We start from the raw sequence: 14,332 nt of genomic DNA on the forward strand, positions 1-14,332 counted from the left end.
TCAGTCGTGACGGATAGCGATGGTCTTCAAGGTGGTGAAGCCCAGCAGTGCCTCGAAGCCCTTTTCCCGGCCATAACCGCTGGCCTTGACCCCTCCGAAGGGCAACTCGACGCCACCGCCGGCGCCATAGTTGTTGATGAACACCTGGCCACAGCGCAGCTTGTGGGCCATGCGCATCTGGCGCGCGCCATCACGGGTCCAGACCCCCGCCACCAGGCCGAAGGCGCTGTCGTTGGCCAATCGGATGGCATGGGCCTCATCCTCGAAAGGCATCACCGCCAGCACCGGGCCGAAGACCTCCTCCCGGGCCAGGCGGCTGTCGGCCGGTACATCGCGAAACAGCACGGCCTGCTGGAAGAAACCAGCATTGCCCGCCTCGGGCACTACCACGCCACGGGCCGCCACCGGAATCCCCGCGGCCTCGGCTTCGCGCACGAACTCACGTACCTGTCGCAGCTGCTTCTGGTTGATCAGCGGCCCCATGTCCAGGTCCAGCTCCGAGGGGCCGGCGCGCAACTGGCTGAAACCCTGGGCCAGGCGCTCCAGCAGCGGCTCGTAGAGGCTGCGCTCCACCAGCAGGCGACTGCCGGCGGAGCAGGTTTGCCCACAGTTCTGCACGATGGCGTTGATCAATACCGGTAATGCGCGATCCACATCGGCGTCGGCGAAGACGATCTGTGGCGACTTGCCGCCCAGCTCCAGGGTCACCGGGCAATGGCGCTCGGCAGCGGCCTTGGCTACCAGGGCGCCGGTACCGGTGGAGCCGGTGAAGGAAATATGCGCTACCCCGGGATGAGCGCACAGGGCTGCGCCGGCCTCATGGCCATAACCGCTGACCACGTTCACCGTGCCCTTGGGAAACCCGACCTCGGCGGCCAGTTCCGCCAGCCGCAGCAGGGACAGGCTGGCGTCCTCGGCCGGCTTGATCACGCAGGCATTGCCTGCGGCCAGGGCCGCGCCGACGCTGCGCCCGAAGATCTGCATCGGGTAGTTCCAGGGAATGATGTGCCCGGTCACGCCATGGGGCTCGCGCACGCTCAGCACGGTGTAACCGGCCTGGTAGGGCAAGGTCTGGCCGTGAAGCTTGTCCGCAGCGCCGGCGTAATACTCGAAGTAGCGCGCCAGGGCCGTGGCATCGGCCCGGGCCACCTTGAGCGCCTTGCCGGTATCCCGGGCCTCGATCTGCGCCAACTGCTCATGGTGCTCCAGCACCGCGGCACCGAGACGGGCCAGCAAGCGCCCGCGCTCCAGGGCCGAAAGAGCGCCCCAGGGGCCGTCGAAGTTCTCCCCCAGGGCCCGCTGTGCTGCGGTCACCGCCAGGTCGATATCTTCGGCGGTGCCCCGGGCGATGCGGGCATAGGTGGCGCCGCTACTGGGGTCCAGTACCGGGATGTCCTCGCTCCAGGACGAGGCCTGCCATTGGTTGTCGATGTAGTGTCTGTGCTGCATGTTCAGCTCCCCTCCAGGCATTCGGCGATGGCACGCCCGACTTCCACGGTGCTGGCGGTACCGCCCATTTCCCGGGTACGCGGACCGTCTGCGAGTACGGTCTCGATACTCTGTACGACGGCGGCGGCCGCCCGTTGGTAAAGCTCGTTGCCCTGCCCCAGGTGCTCGATCATCAAAGCTGCCGACCAGATCTGGCCGATAGGGTTGGCTACGCCCAGCCCGGCGATGTCCGGCGCCGAGCCGTGCACGGGTTCGAACAGAGACGGATACAGCCGCTCAGGGTTGAGGTTGGCCGAGGGGGCGATACCGATGGTGCCGGTACAGGCCGGGCCAAGATCGGAAAGGATGTCGCCGAACAGATTGGAGGCCACCACCACATCGAACCAGTCCGGATGCTGGACGAAGTGCGCGCAGAGGATATCGATATGGAACTTGCGGCTGGCGACCTCGGGATAGGCCTTGGCGATGGCATCCAGGCGCTCGTCCCAAAACGGCATGGTGATGGCGATACCATTGGATTTGGTGGCCGCCACCAGGTTGCGCCGAGGCCGGCGGCTGGCCAGTTCGAAGGCGTACTTGAGCACCCGGTCGACGCCATGGCGGGAAAACACCGACTCCTGCAAGGCGATCTCCCGAGGCGTGCCCGGCCACATGCGCCCGCCGACACTGGAGTACTCGCCCTCGGTGTTCTCCCGCACCACGATGAAGTCGATGTCGCCCGGCACCCGCCCGGCCAGCGGACAGGGCACGCCGGGCATCAGGCGCACGGGGCGGATGTTGACGTACTGGTCGAACTGGCGACGGATCTTGAGCAGCGAGTCCCAGACCGCCACATGGTCGGGAACGATATCCGGGGCTCCCACGGCGCCGAAGAAGATCGCTTCGTGATTGCCGATCTGCTCGGCCCAGTCCTCGGGCATCATGCTGCCGTGGGCCTGGTAGTGCTCGCTGCACCAGTTGAAATGATCGAAATGCCAGTCGATGCCGAAGCGCCGACCGACCGCATCGAGCACCCGCAGGCCTTCGGGCACCACTTCGCGGCCGATACCATCACCGGCGATCACCGCGATGCGGTGGACGGGTTTTACAGGGGGATTGATCCTGGACAAGCCATATCTCCTGGTCTGACGTGTTGTTGTTATCGAGGCAGGTCAAGCGGACAGGCGCGCCCATTCTGGCCACAGAGCCGGGCCAGTGGGAATTGCTCATTACGGAAACCGCCTTCGAAAAATTCGAAGGCCGGATGAGCGATTGCTGCTACTGATCGCCCTCACGGGCCACTGCCCCGTCCTGCTGGAAGCCTGCCAGGTAGTCAAACAGGGCGTGACTGGCCAGGGACGGCGGCTCACGGCGGCGACACAAGTACATCTGGCGATCGGCCCAGGGGTCATCGATTTCGATAAAACGCAAGTCCATTTCCTTGCGGAAGATCTGTACCGCACCCTGGGGCAACACACCGACCCCCTGCCCTGCGGCAATCAGCCGGCACACGGCCTCGAAGCTGCGGACCTGCACCCGCAGGCGCAAGGGCATGCTCACAGCGGCAGCGGCCTCGGTAATCAGCGGGGTAATGGCGGCGTTGTCCTCCAGGCCGACGAAGTCGTAGCCCAACAGGTCCTCGAAACGTGCATGGCTCATCTTGAACGGATGCCCCTGGGGCACGATCAGGCACAGGCGGTCGCGACAATACGCCTTGAAATACAGGTCCCGCGCCTCAGGCAACGTGGTAACGATGCCGACGTCGGCCACCCCGTCACGCACGGCCAGGAGAATCTCGCGACTGCGCTCCTCGCGAATGTCGATGCGAATGCCAGGATGCAGCTCGCTCCATTGGGTCAGCTGCCTGGGCAGTTCCTGGCTCATGGCCGAACTGTTGGCGTAGAGACTGACCCGGCCCGTGGCCCCCTTGGCGAAGTCGGCAAGGTCGGCATGCATCACATCCACGGCCCGCAGGATGCTCCGCGCGTGATCGGCCAGGGCCTGGCCCGCTGGCGTGGGCTGCACCCCGGTGGACGTACGCACCAGGAGCGCCACCTTGAAATGCTGCTCCAGCAAGGACAACCGGCGGCTGGCGGCCGACAGCGACAGATGCGACTGCTCGGCAGCCCGGGACAGGTTGCCCAGGGTCAGGGCCTTGAGGAACAACTCGATGGAGGTCAGGTCCGGAGACATGGCGGGGTCCTTGTGCGCAGTCGCTGAAACCTACGCAGTCACCCGCCGATGTGCAACCTGCGCAAGCTTCTCGCCAAGCTGGGCACCTTGCTTCAACGCCCAGAGAAGCGCAGGCGCGAGAGCATGCGCAAATCGCCTGCGAGGTAGTAATCGTTGCTCCAGCTATCGTCCGCCGCCAAGGGCTGGACCTGCTTGAGCGCCAGTTGCCTGGCAAAGTAGCGGAACCGGTAATGCTCGTAGAAACGCAGCAGCTCCAGGCCGTAGCGATCCGCCAGGTCGGTGTCGCCACGGATGATCAGGAAGTTCTCATCGTTGCTCTGGCTGGCGCCGACGCTGAGGTTGTGGCTGCCGCTGATGATCACCGGGGCGTCGCTGGTGAAGTCGGTGACCACCGCCTTGGTATGCACCAGCAAGTTGCCCTTCTGCCCCTTGAGGCCTTCCTTGAGCCAGCCTTCCAGGCCGTTGTTGAGCAACGCGGTAGCGGCGAACTCCGCCGTGCGGTCGGCATGGAAACCGGTGATGCGGCTGGCGGTGTTCTGCAGGCCATAGCGCAACACATCGTCGTGGGGCTGGCCGAGCAAGGCATCGAGGATCCGGTCGGGCAAGGCGAAGGCGGTGACGAACAGCAAATCGCGACGGGCGCCGTTGATGATCCCCACGAACTCGTCGAGATCCCCCTGGCCACTGCGTGGGGAAAAACCGGCGAACAGCGCCGCCTCAGGCTGCATGGGGTTGGTCTGGGTCAACCATTTGCGAGTGGCACCGACATCCGCCGGGGCGGCCCAGATCTGCTCGAACACCTGTAGGTAGCGGTTGGCGATGTCCGGGTTGTCCAGGCAATGCAATACGTTGGCCTGGCGGTAGACACCGTTGCCCGTGAAGTTGGTGCTGCCACAGAGCACCGCGACGCTCTGGCGCCCACCGCCCTGCTCCAGGCGGCTGAGGACGATGAACTTGTCGTGGAAGATGGCATGGGTCACCCGTCCACGTTTGCTGTCTTCGGGCAGGTGCTGCAGGCTGGTCTGGTTCATCGTGGTGTCGGCATCGCCGGGGGCGGCGTGGTACAGCACCCGGACCTTGGCCCCGCGATCGAAGGCCGCGTTGACCGCATCGACAATAGCTGGCAACTGGTACTCGTAGATGGCGATATCCAGGCTCCAGCTGGCGTCGCTGGCACGTTGGATGAAACCCAGCAACTGCTCCAGCAGGCCGTTCTCCAGCCATTGCCGGGGCGCCTCTGGCCAGGCCTCGATGGGCAGGTTCTTGTTGGCGCTGAGCAAAGTGTCCAGTTCGGGAAACTTGCGCGAGAACGCCTGGCTGGCGGCCACTGCACGATTGAAGATCACCCGCTGCCCGGGAGGCTGGCCGTTGTCGGCGGTGATGCATAGCTGCAGCATTTCTCCCAGCTGCGGCGCGGCGGCGCTGCCATAGACCAGGTACACCCGATAGTTGAGGGTGGCGCCCGGGTTGACTGCATAGTCGGCCCAGCGAAACTTCTGCAATGGCGCCTGGTTGCTGGGCGTGGCGTTGTACTGGGGGAAGGTGTGCGTCTTGCCGGGGAAAGTCAGGCTATTGAACAGGAACAGCCAGGGTTTGCTACCGGTCTGTTTTTCGATGGCGAAACCCAGCAAGCCCCGGCGGCGACTGGCATCCAGGTCCATGGCCAGGAGCACGCCATTGGTGCCGGCGTAGGCCTTGACCCGAAAATCGTCCTTGTCGTTGTGCACCAGTACCCGCATGGCGTCGCTCCCCTTGATTGGCGCAGGCAGTGTAGCCGCTGCACCGGCTGTGCATGGCTCGATACGAGCCCTTGGAGCAACAGGTATATCGCGCTACCAAGCCTTGCGGCCGCTGCGCACCCGTACGCAGCCTCGCCAGCTCGGCACGAGCCACAGGGTTTGGGACGCTACCGGTCGATATGGTGGTAGTCGGCGCCCAGGCGTTGCGCCAGTTCCCGGGCGCGACCGAGGCGGATCGGGCTGCGCTCGATATCCAGCAACAGGGTTGGACAATGCAGAGGGGCGACCGACGGCAAGGTTTTCAGGCGCCCGTCGGTGATCAGCAACACCCGCTGCTGCTCCGCCGGCCAGCGCCGTTGCCGCTGCTCCAACCACTGCCGGGCCTCGGCCAGGGCCTGGGGCAATGGCGTACCACCGCCGGCGCCCAGGCCATCGAGCCAGTGGCGCAGGTCCTTGGAAGCCTTGAGCCCCTGGACCTGCCAGCGGGGCGCACGACCGCTGGCGGTGAGCAAGGCCAGGCGCGCCCGTTGCCGGTAGGCATCGTCGAACAGTTGCGCCAGCAGGCCCTTGGCATCGCTCAGGGCATCGTGCCGGCGAGTCGAGGCCGAGGCGTCGACGATCACCAGCCACAACTCATGGGGCGTGCGACTGCGCAGTTGCCACAACAGGTCCTCGACCAGGCGTGGGCGTCCCTTGAGCAAGGTGCCTGGCCAGTTGATGCGACCGCAACTCGCCGCCCGGCTGCGACCTTGTCGTCCCTGGTCCAGGCGCCCCGGCCGGGGCTTGGCATCCGCCCCCAGGCCAGAGCGGGAACGGATGCCTAGGGCTTTTTTGGCCAGCTGGGCACTTCGCGCCGGACGCCGGTGGGCAGTGCCTGGGCCGGCATGTCACCCCATTGGCCCGCGCCTTCGCTGGCCTCGCGCTGCGCCCCGGACTGCTGCGGTACCGGCGACTGGGGCTGCTGCGCCGGTGCGGCAGGCGCCTGCCCACGGCGATGGCGCAAGGCGAATTCCGCCACCGCGTCGATATCGTCCTCGGTGATGGCCGAAGCGCCACGCCAGGCGGCATGGGCCCGGGCGGCCCGCAACCAGACCAGGTCGGCACGCAGGCCATCGACCCCGGCAGCGAAGCAACGCTCGGTGATCTGCGCCAGGGCCTGGTCATCCAGGGCGATACCTTCCAGCAGCGTCCGCGCCTGCTGGCAGCGCTGGCGCAGTTCGGCCTGGGCCTGGGCCCATTGGTTGCAGAACCCCTGCGGGTCGCTATCGAAATCCAGGCGCCGGCGGATGATCTGCCCGCGCTCCTGGGGCAGGACCTGGCCGTTCAAGGCCACGTTGAGACCGAAGCGGTCCAGCAGTTGCGGGCGCAACTCACCCTCCTCCGGGTTCATGGTGCCGATCAGCACGAACTTCGCCGAATGCCGATGGGAAATGCCATCGCGCTCGATGAGATTGGTGCCACTGGCCGCCACATCCAGCAGCAAGTCCACCAGGTGATCGGGCAGCAGGTTGACCTCATCGACATACAACACCCCGCCGTCGGCCTTGGCCAGAACGCCCGGGGAGAACTGCGCCCGCCCCTCACCCAGGGCTGCATCCAGGTCCAGGGTACCCACCAGCCGCTCTTCGCTGGCCCCCAGGGGCAAGGTGACGAACTGCCCGCTGGCCAGCAAATCCGCCAGTCCCCGGGCCAGGGTCGACTTGGCCATGCCCCGTGGCCCCTCGATCAACACGCCACCGATCTTCGGGTCGATGGCGGTCAGGCACAGGGCCAGCTTCAAGGCATCGGCGCCGACCACGGCCGACAAGGGGAAATGCGGGGTGTCGCTCATCTGGGGTTCTCGCTTGGGTCTGGGTGTCCCGAAGGACGATTTCGCGAGCCGTCTCGCGATCGAGTGCGCAGCATTCGCCGCCTCAGGGCACCTCTAAAAACGTAGGCGAGGCAGTCAGCGCAAGGCAAAAACAGGCGAAAAAGCGCCGTTTACAAGGGGTCAATGTGTATTTTGACCGGGCTGGCGCACCAGCCTGTTTTTAACGCAGCGATGACAACGCAGGTAGTTTTTAAAGGTGCCCTCAGGAGTCTTCTTCTATATCCAGCAGCAGATGTTCCAGGGCCTCGCGATAGGCTCCGGGCTCCTGCCACAGGCCGCGCTGCTGGGCCTCCAGCAAACGCTCGGTCATATCGCGCAAGGCGTGGGGATTATGCTGGCGAACGAACTCGCGGGTCGAGTCGTCCAGCAGGTAGGCATCGGCCAGCAAGGCGTACTGGTGGTCGTCGATCAGTTCGGTGGTGGCATCGAAGGCGAACAGGTTGTCCAGGGTCGCGGCCATTTCGAAAGCCCCCTTGTAACCGTGGCGCTTGACCCCCTCGATCCATTTCGGGTTGACCGCCCGGGAACGGATCACCCGGTTGAGCTCTTCCTTGAGGCTGCGGATCTTCGGCAGGTCGGGCTGGCTGTGATCGCCGTGGTAGCTGGCGACCTTGGCCCCGCCCAGGCTCTCCACCGCCGCCAGCATGCCGCCCTGGAACTGGTAATAGTCGTTGGAATCCAGCAGGTCGTGCTCGCGGTTGTCCTGGTTCTGCACCACCGCCTGGACCCGCCCCAGGCGAGCGGCGAACTGCTCGCGGGCGGCGGTGCCTTCATCGCTGCCGCCGTAGGCGTAGCCGCCCCAGTTGAGGTAGACCTCGGCCAGGTCCTCGCGGCTCTGCCACAACCGGCCATCGATGGCGCCCTGGACCCCGGCACCATAGGCCCCGGGCTTGGCCCCGAAAACCCGCCAGCCGGCCTGGCGCGCCGCCGCTTCCGGGTCCAGGCCGCTAGCCTCCAAGGCTTCGCGTTCGGCACGGACCCTGGCCGCCAGGGGGTTCATGTCGGCCGGCTCGTCCAGGGCCGCCACCGCCTGCACCGCCGCGTCGAACAGGCGGATGAGGTTGGCGAAGGCATCGCGGAAGAACCCGGAAATCCGCAAGGTCACATCGACCCGGGGCCGATCCAGCAGGCTCAGGGGCAGGATCTCGAAGTCGTCGACCCGCTGACTGCCAGTGGCCCAGACGGGCCGCACGCCCATCAGCGCCATGGCCTGGGCGATATCGTCGCCACCGGTGCGCATGGTGGCCGTGCCCCAGACCGACAGGCCCAGTTGCAGCAGGTGATCGCCGTGATCCTGCAGGTGGCGCTCGAGGATCAGGTTGGCCGACTGGAAACCGATGCGCCAGGCAGTGGTGGTGGGCAGGTTGCGCACATCCACCGAATAGAAATTGCGCCCGGTGGGCAGCACGTCCAGACGTCCGCGACTGGGCGCACCGCTGGGGCCCGCCGGCACGAAGCGGCCTTGCAGGGCATCGAGCAGGCCGCGCATCTCCGCCGGGCCGCAGGCATCCAGGCGCGGCGCCACTACCTCGCGCAAGCCCTCGATGATGCTGCGCACCGGCTGCCAGCCGGCTTCGTCCAGTTGTGCCACCGGGCCTTGCAAGGCCACCTCGATCAGGCGCCCGGCGTAGATTTCCAGGCGCTCGCGCACATCCCCGGCGGTACGCCACAAGGCATCGCTGAGCTGTTGCAGGGCCTGCGGCCGCCGCCCGGTCCAGGGCTCGGCCAGGGCGCAGTCCAGCGGGTCGAACCCCAGCTCGAAGGCCTTGGCCAGGGCCCGCAACAGGCTGGCGTGGGCGCCCTTGCCGTCGCCCCGGGGGATGCGCAGCAGGGCCAGCAACGTATCGATGCGCAAGCGCCCTTCTGGCGACTCGCCGAACACATGCAGGCCGTCGCGGATCTGCGATTCCTTGAGATCGCACAGGTAGGTGTCCAGCCGTGGCAGCCAGAGCGCCGCATCGGCTTCGCCTTCCAGTGGTCCGTCCAGTTGCAGCTCGCGGTCGATCTGGGTCTCGCGCACCAGGCGCAGGATGTCCCGTTGCAGCTCCCGGGCGCGGCGCGGGTCGAGCAACTGGGCCTCGTAATACTCGTCGGCCAGCAGCTCCAGGTTACGCAGCGGGCCATAGGTTTCGGCGCGGGTCAGGGGCGGCATCAGGTGATCGATGATCACCGCCTGGGTCCGGCGCTTGGCCTGGGCGCCCTCCCCTGGGTCGTTGACGATGAACGGGTAGATGTTCGGCAGCGGCCCCAGCAAGGCGTCCGGCCAGCACTGGGCCGACAGGCCGACACCCTTGCCCGGCAGCCACTCGAGGTTGCCGTGCTTGCCGACGTGGATCACTGCGTGGACGCCGTAGACCTGGCGCAGCCAGAAATAGAACGCCAGGTAGGCATGGGGCGGCACCAGGTCCGGGTCGTGGTACACCGCGCTGGGGTCGACCTGGTAACCCCGGGCCGGCTGGATGCCGATGAAAGTCAGGCCCAGGCGCAGGCCAGCGACCATCAGCCGCCCGTTGCGGAACATCGGGTCCTGCTCCGGGGCGCCCCAGCGCTCCAGCACCGCTTGGCGGTTGGCCTCGGGCAATGCCTGGAACAGGCGCTGGTAATCGTCCAGGGCCAGGCTCTGCTGGCAAGGGCGCAGGTCGAGGCTGTCCAGATCGTTGCTGACGCCACCGAGCAATTGCTGGATCAGCTCGGTGCCGCTGGCCGGCAGCTCGTCAGGCAGCGGATAACCCTCGGCCTGCAAGGCCTTGAGAATGTTCAGCGCCGCCGCCGGGGTATCCAGACCCACACCGTTGCCGATGCGCCCGTCGCGGGTCGGGTAGTTGGCCAGGACCAGGGCGATGCGTTTTTGGTGGTTGTCCAGGCGTCCCAGCTCGACCCAATGGCTTGCCAGCCGGGCGACGAAGTCCATGCGCTCGGGCTGGCCGCGGTAGCAGACCACGTCCGACTGGCTGCGCTCGCTGCGCCAGGCCAGGTCCTTGAAGCTGATGGGGCGGCTGATGATGCGTCCATCCAGTTCGGGCAAGGCGATGTGCATGGCCAGGTCCCGTGGGCCCAGGCCTTGTTCGCTGGCCTGCCAGCCCGGCTCGTTGTCCTGGGCGCAGATGGCCTGGATCACCGGGATATCGCGGCGAAACGGCCGCAGGTGTGGCGCCTCGGGGCTGGACTGGGCAAAACCGGTGGTGTTGAGGATCACTCCGGCGCCGGTCTCATCCAGCCAGTCTTCCACCTGCGCCAGGCAGCCGGGCTCCTTGAGGCTGGCCACGGCGATCGGCAAGGGGTTGAGACCGGCAGCCGCAAGGCGCTGGCAGAACAGGTCGATGAATGCGGTGTTGGCCGCCTGCAAGTGCGAGCGATAGAACAGCAGCGCCGCCACCGCCTGGCCGGGCTGCCAGTGGGCCTGCCAATCCGCCAGACTGGCCTGGCTCCTGGCCGGGTGATAGAGCGCGGTGCGCGGCAGCACCTGCGGTTCGCTCCAGGGGTAGTCGCGCCCCAGCAAGCCGCTCAGGCAGCGGTAGAAATTCAACGCGTTTTCTCGCCCGCCCTGGCGCAGGAACTGCCACAGGCGGTCGCGCTCCACGGCCGACACCGTGCTCAGGTCGCTGAGCTCCGGGTCGGGCCGGTCGTCCCCTGGCACCAGGATCAGTTGCACCCCGCGCCGGGACAGCTCCACCAATTGCTCGACGCCATAACGCCAGTAGGCGATGCCGCCGTGCAGGGAAATCAGGATGACCCTGGCATGGCGCAGCACCTGGTCGACGTACAGGTCCACCGAGGCGTGGTTCTGCACCTGCATCGGGTTGGCCAGGCGAAAACTGGGGTAGTCCACTGGCAGCTGCTCGGCGGCCTCGGCCAGCAGCGCCAGGCTGGAGTCGCCGCTGCACAGGATCACCAGCTCGGCGGGGGTTTGTCCAAGGTCGGCGATGTTGTCATCCGACACGAATCCGCCGGGCTGGGTCCTGAGCAGGTGCATGGGTCAGGCGCCCAGGGCGGCGCGCAGTTGCGCTTCCAGCTGGGTTGCGTCCAGTTCCTGGCCGATCAGCACCAGGCGGGTGATACGCTTTTCATCGGCGCCCCACTTGCGGTCGAAGTGCTTGTCGAAACGGGTACCTACGCCCTGGAGCAGCAGGCGCATCGGCTTGCCGGGGATTGCCGCAAAACCCTTGACCCGCAGGATGCCGTGCTTGACCACCAGTTGGGTCAGGGCATCGAGCAACAGGCTTTCGTCGGCCTCGGGCAGCTCGATGGAGATCGAGTCGAAGGCGTCGTGGTCATGGTCGTCATGATCGTCGCTGTCATGGTGATGGTCGTGATGACTGTGGCGGCTGTCGATGTGCTCCTCGGAGCCGGCACCCACGCCCAGCAGCACGTCCAGGGGCAGGCGCCCGCTGCTGGCCTCGATCACCTTGACCGCCGGCGGTAGCTCCTCGGCCACTTCCAGGCGGACCTTGGCCAGGTCGGCCGGATCGATCAGGTCGGTCTTGTTGAGAATCACCAGGTCGGCGCTGGACAGCTGGTCGGCGAACAGCTCGTGCAGCGGCGACTCATGGTCCAGGTTGGGGTCGAGCTTGCGCTGGGCGTCCACCTGGTCCGGGAAGGCGGCGAAGGTGCCGGCGGCCACGGCCGGGCTGTCGACCACGGTGATCACCGCATCGACGGTGCAGGCGCTGCGGATTTCCGGCCACTGGAAGGCTTGCACCAGGGGCTTGGGCAGGGCCAGGCCGCTGGTTTCGATGAGGATATGGTCCAGGTCGCCACGACGGGCCACCAGTTCGCGCATCACCGGGAAGAACTCCTCCTGCACGGTGCAGCACAGGCAGCCGTTGGCCAGCTCATAGACCCGGCCACTGGCTTCTTCTTCGGTGCAGCCGATGGAACACTGCTTGAGGATCTCGCCGTCGATGCCCAGCTCGCCGAATTCATTGACGATCACCGCGATACGACGGCCCTGGGCGTTGTCCAGCATGTGCCGCAGCAAGGTGGTCTTGCCCGAGCCCAGGAAGCCGGTGACGATGGTGACGGGAAGTTTGGCCAGTGTTTTCATCGGATGCCCTTTGGCGAAGGTGGCGGGCATACGGGACGAGAGGCACGGCACAAGGCCCGCGCTGATTTCGCCACCGGATCACCCCGCCCGGTTGTAGTGAGAATCATCTTCGAGGCAGGTCTCCTGGCTGGGGGCCTGCCAGTTGGACTGACAGTTCCTGCGCCTTCCCGCCAGCGTCCTGGACGCCCATGCAGTGGCTTTGCAGAAAATCGAACCCTTCACAGTTGCGGGGGCAGCCGCGGCTTCTACCGCGTTCCCGTCTTAGCTTCGACCGCTGGCCGAAGAACCTCGAACGCGCAAGGCTACGCAGAGCGCGGAAAGCGGTCAATGTGCATGTGGCTTCGGGGTGGCTTCGGGTCGCAGTTGGCGATTGACGGCGCCCCTTGCCCATGATTTGCTACACAACTTGTTACGGGTGCCCTTCACAGGGTGAAACGGGAAACCGGTGAATCACGCGCTTGCCAGCCGTGACCAGTCCGGTGCTGCCCCCGCAACGGTAAGCGAGCGAAGTGTCAGATCCACTGTGCCCCGGGCATGGGAAGGCGACACTTGTCGGCAGGGCACGAAACCGCCCCAGCCCCTCGCGAGCCCGGAGACCGGCCCGCAATACACGAATAACAAACCCGCGGTGGGCGGGCGCTGTTGCAAACCCTGCGTGAACGCCACGCGGGGTTTTCCTGCGCCGCTTCCCGCTGACAAACCAAGGGAACGCGCCATGTCGACCATCAGCAGCACCAGCCATTCCGCCAGCAGCACCACCACCCTGAGCCAGCGCCTGGTAGCCGCCATCGGCGCCTCGATCCTCGGCGCCTGCCTGGTGTACTTCGCCGGTTTCTCGCACATCGAGGCGGTACACAACGCCGCCCACGACACCCGCCACAGCGCCGCCTTCCCTTGCCACTGAGACCCGCCCCATGATCAAGCGTATCGCGCAAACCGCGGGCTTCACCGGGCTGCTGGCCGCCCTGCTGCTGACCCTGCTGCAAAGCTTCTGGGTCGCCCCGTTGATCCTGCAGGCGGAAACCTACGAGAAGGCCCCAGCCACCGAGGCAGTCCATGAACACGCCCCCGGCGCCATGGCTGGTCACGTCCACGACGAAGAAGCCTGGGAACCGGAAGACGGCTGGCAGCGAGTGCTGTCCACCACGGGCGGCAACCTGGTGGTCGCCGTCGGCTTCGCCCTGATGCTGGCAGGCCTCTACACCTTGCGCGCGCCCAGCCGCACCTCCCAGGGCCTGCTCTGGGGCCTGGCCGGTTATGCCACCTTTTGCCTGGCCCCTACCCTGGGCCTGCCACCGGAACTGCCCGGCACGGCAGCGGCCGACCTGGTACAGCGGCAGATCTGGTGGGTCGGCGCCGCTGCCTCGACCGCCGTGGGCCTGGCCCTGATCGTGTTCGCCGGCAACTGGCTGCTGAAGTTGCTGGGCGCGGCCATCATTGCCGTGCCCCATGTGATCGGAGCGCCGCAGCCGGAAGTGCACTCGATGCTGGCTCCCGAGGCGCTGGAGGCGCAGTTCAAGATCGCCTCGCAGCTGACCAACGCGGCCTTCTGGCTGGCCCTGGGCCTGATCAGCGCCTGGTTGTTCCGACGCAAGGGCGGGGACGGCTATTCGGCATGACGGCCTGGCGCGCAGGGCCGACCCTGGTGGTCGGCCTGGGCTGCCAGAAAGGCTGCCCGGCAAGCGTCCTGCGCGCCCTGTTGGACCAGGTACTGCAAGCCCATCAGCTGGATAAGGGGCAACTTCGGGCCCTGGCCAGCATCGACCTGAAACGCAGCGAACCCGGGCTGCTGCAACTGGCGGAACAACTGGCCCTGCCATTGACCTGCTTCAGCAGCAGGCAACTGGCGCCTTATGCTTCGCGCCTGAGCCACCGTTCACAGATCGCGTTCGAGCACACCGGCTGCTATGGCGTGGCGGAAAGCGCCGCCCTGGCCATGGCTGAATACCTGCAAACAGGGCCGGCACAGTTGCTGGTACCACGACAAAAAAGCGCCCAGGCAACCCTGGCCTTGGCTGTTTGCCCGTAGAACCCCGATAATCCCCGCCCTCGATCATG

The 14,332-nt window shown here is 66.4% G+C and carries 11 protein-coding genes and 2 riboswitches; of the genes, 3 read left to right on the top strand and 8 right to left on the bottom strand.

Going from position 1 to position 14,332, the window contains the following annotated elements:
* The 8 genes from ATY02_RS23370 to cobW all read right to left on the bottom strand — a co-directional run bounded on the left by ATY02_RS23370 (window position 1) and on the right by cobW (window position 12,274).
* Window positions 1–1,449 carry an aldehyde dehydrogenase family protein gene (locus tag ATY02_RS23370; protein WP_068581387.1) on the bottom strand — a complete coding sequence of 483 codons (1,449 nt, stop codon included), beginning with the start codon at window positions 1,447–1,449 and terminating at the stop codon, window positions 1–3.
* Window positions 1,450–1,451: 2 nt separating this feature from the next.
* On the bottom strand, window positions 1,452–2,558 hold the full coding sequence (locus ATY02_RS23375; protein WP_068581390.1) for a tartrate dehydrogenase: 1,107 nt from the start codon (window positions 2,556–2,558) through the stop codon (window positions 1,452–1,454).
* A gap of 148 nt (window positions 2,559–2,706) precedes the next feature.
* Window positions 2,707–3,621 (bottom strand): LysR family transcriptional regulator, encoded by a 915-nt coding sequence (locus ATY02_RS23380; protein WP_068581392.1) that lies wholly within the window; start codon window positions 3,619–3,621, stop codon window positions 2,707–2,709.
* Between the two features lie 92 nt (window positions 3,622–3,713).
* On the bottom strand, window positions 3,714–5,360 hold the full coding sequence (locus ATY02_RS23385) for a phospholipase D-like domain-containing protein (RefSeq protein ID WP_068581395.1): 1,647 nt from the start codon (window positions 5,358–5,360) through the stop codon (window positions 3,714–3,716).
* 167 nt (window positions 5,361–5,527) lie between these two features.
* A complete protein-coding gene (locus ATY02_RS23390; RefSeq protein ID WP_083235760.1) occupies window positions 5,528–6,127 on the bottom strand; it encodes a vWA domain-containing protein in 600 nt (199 codons plus the stop codon).
* Between the two features lie 53 nt (window positions 6,128–6,180).
* A complete protein-coding gene (locus tag ATY02_RS23395; protein ID WP_068581401.1) occupies window positions 6,181–7,191 on the bottom strand; it encodes an ATP-binding protein in 1,011 nt (336 codons plus the stop codon).
* 241 nt (window positions 7,192–7,432) lie between these two features.
* A complete protein-coding gene (gene cobN, locus ATY02_RS23400) occupies window positions 7,433–11,203 on the bottom strand; it encodes a cobaltochelatase subunit CobN (protein WP_068581403.1) in 3,771 nt (1,256 codons plus the stop codon).
* A 3-nt stretch (window positions 11,204–11,206) separates the two neighbouring features.
* Window positions 11,207–12,274, bottom strand: coding sequence for a cobalamin biosynthesis protein CobW (cobW, locus tag ATY02_RS23405; RefSeq protein ID WP_068581490.1), 1,068 nt, complete (start codon window positions 12,272–12,274; stop codon window positions 11,207–11,209).
* Between the two features lie 95 nt (window positions 12,275–12,369).
* Window positions 12,370–12,580, bottom strand: a riboswitch (cobalamin riboswitch).
* 90 nt (window positions 12,581–12,670) lie between these two features.
* Window positions 12,671–12,894, top strand: a riboswitch (cobalamin riboswitch).
* Window positions 12,895–12,989: 95 nt separating this feature from the next.
* Between cobW and ATY02_RS23410 the strand changes: the two genes are divergently transcribed.
* The 3 genes from ATY02_RS23410 to ATY02_RS23420 are packed head-to-tail and all read left to right on the top strand — an operon-like array spanning window position 12,990 to window position 14,303.
* Complete coding sequence (locus ATY02_RS23410; RefSeq protein ID WP_068581406.1) at window positions 12,990–13,178, top strand: CbtB domain-containing protein; 189 nt, start codon at window positions 12,990–12,992, stop codon at window positions 13,176–13,178.
* Between the two features lie 10 nt (window positions 13,179–13,188).
* Entirely contained in the window at window positions 13,189–13,893 is a 705-nt protein-coding gene (locus ATY02_RS23415; RefSeq protein ID WP_068581408.1) for a CbtA family protein, read from the top strand.
* A complete protein-coding gene (locus ATY02_RS23420) occupies window positions 13,890–14,303 on the top strand; it encodes a cobalamin biosynthesis protein (protein WP_068581411.1) in 414 nt (137 codons plus the stop codon). Before ATY02_RS23415 ends, ATY02_RS23420 begins: the two co-directional genes overlap by 4 nt.
* Window positions 14,304–14,332: the final 29 nt, after the last annotated feature.

Source organism: Pseudomonas sp. BIOMIG1BAC, assembly GCF_001705995.2.
Lineage (GTDB): Bacteria > Pseudomonadota > Gammaproteobacteria > Pseudomonadales > Pseudomonadaceae > Aquipseudomonas > Aquipseudomonas sessilinigenes.

Coding starts and splice junctions, on each gene's coding strand:
- ATY02_RS23370 (WP_068581387.1), bottom strand. CDS start 1,449: ATGCAGCACAGACACTACATCGACAACCAATGGCAGGCCTCGTCCTGG.
- ATY02_RS23380 (WP_068581392.1), bottom strand. CDS start 3,621: ATGTCTCCGGACCTGACCTCCATCGAGTTGTTCCTCAAGGCCCTGACC.
- ATY02_RS23385 (WP_068581395.1), bottom strand. CDS start 5,360: ATGCGGGTACTGGTGCACAACGACAAGGACGATTTTCGGGTCAAGGCC.
- ATY02_RS23395 (WP_068581401.1), bottom strand. CDS start 7,191: ATGAGCGACACCCCGCATTTCCCCTTGTCGGCCGTGGTCGGCGCCGAT.
- cobN (WP_068581403.1), bottom strand. CDS start 11,203: ATGCACCTGCTCAGGACCCAGCCCGGCGGATTCGTGTCGGATGACAAC.
- cobW (WP_068581490.1), bottom strand. CDS start 12,274: ATGAAAACACTGGCCAAACTTCCCGTCACCATCGTCACCGGCTTCCTG.
- ATY02_RS23410 (WP_068581406.1), top strand. CDS start 12,990: ATGTCGACCATCAGCAGCACCAGCCATTCCGCCAGCAGCACCACCACC.
- ATY02_RS23415 (WP_068581408.1), top strand. CDS start 13,189: ATGATCAAGCGTATCGCGCAAACCGCGGGCTTCACCGGGCTGCTGGCC.
- ATY02_RS23420 (WP_068581411.1), top strand. CDS start 13,890: ATGACGGCCTGGCGCGCAGGGCCGACCCTGGTGGTCGGCCTGGGCTGC.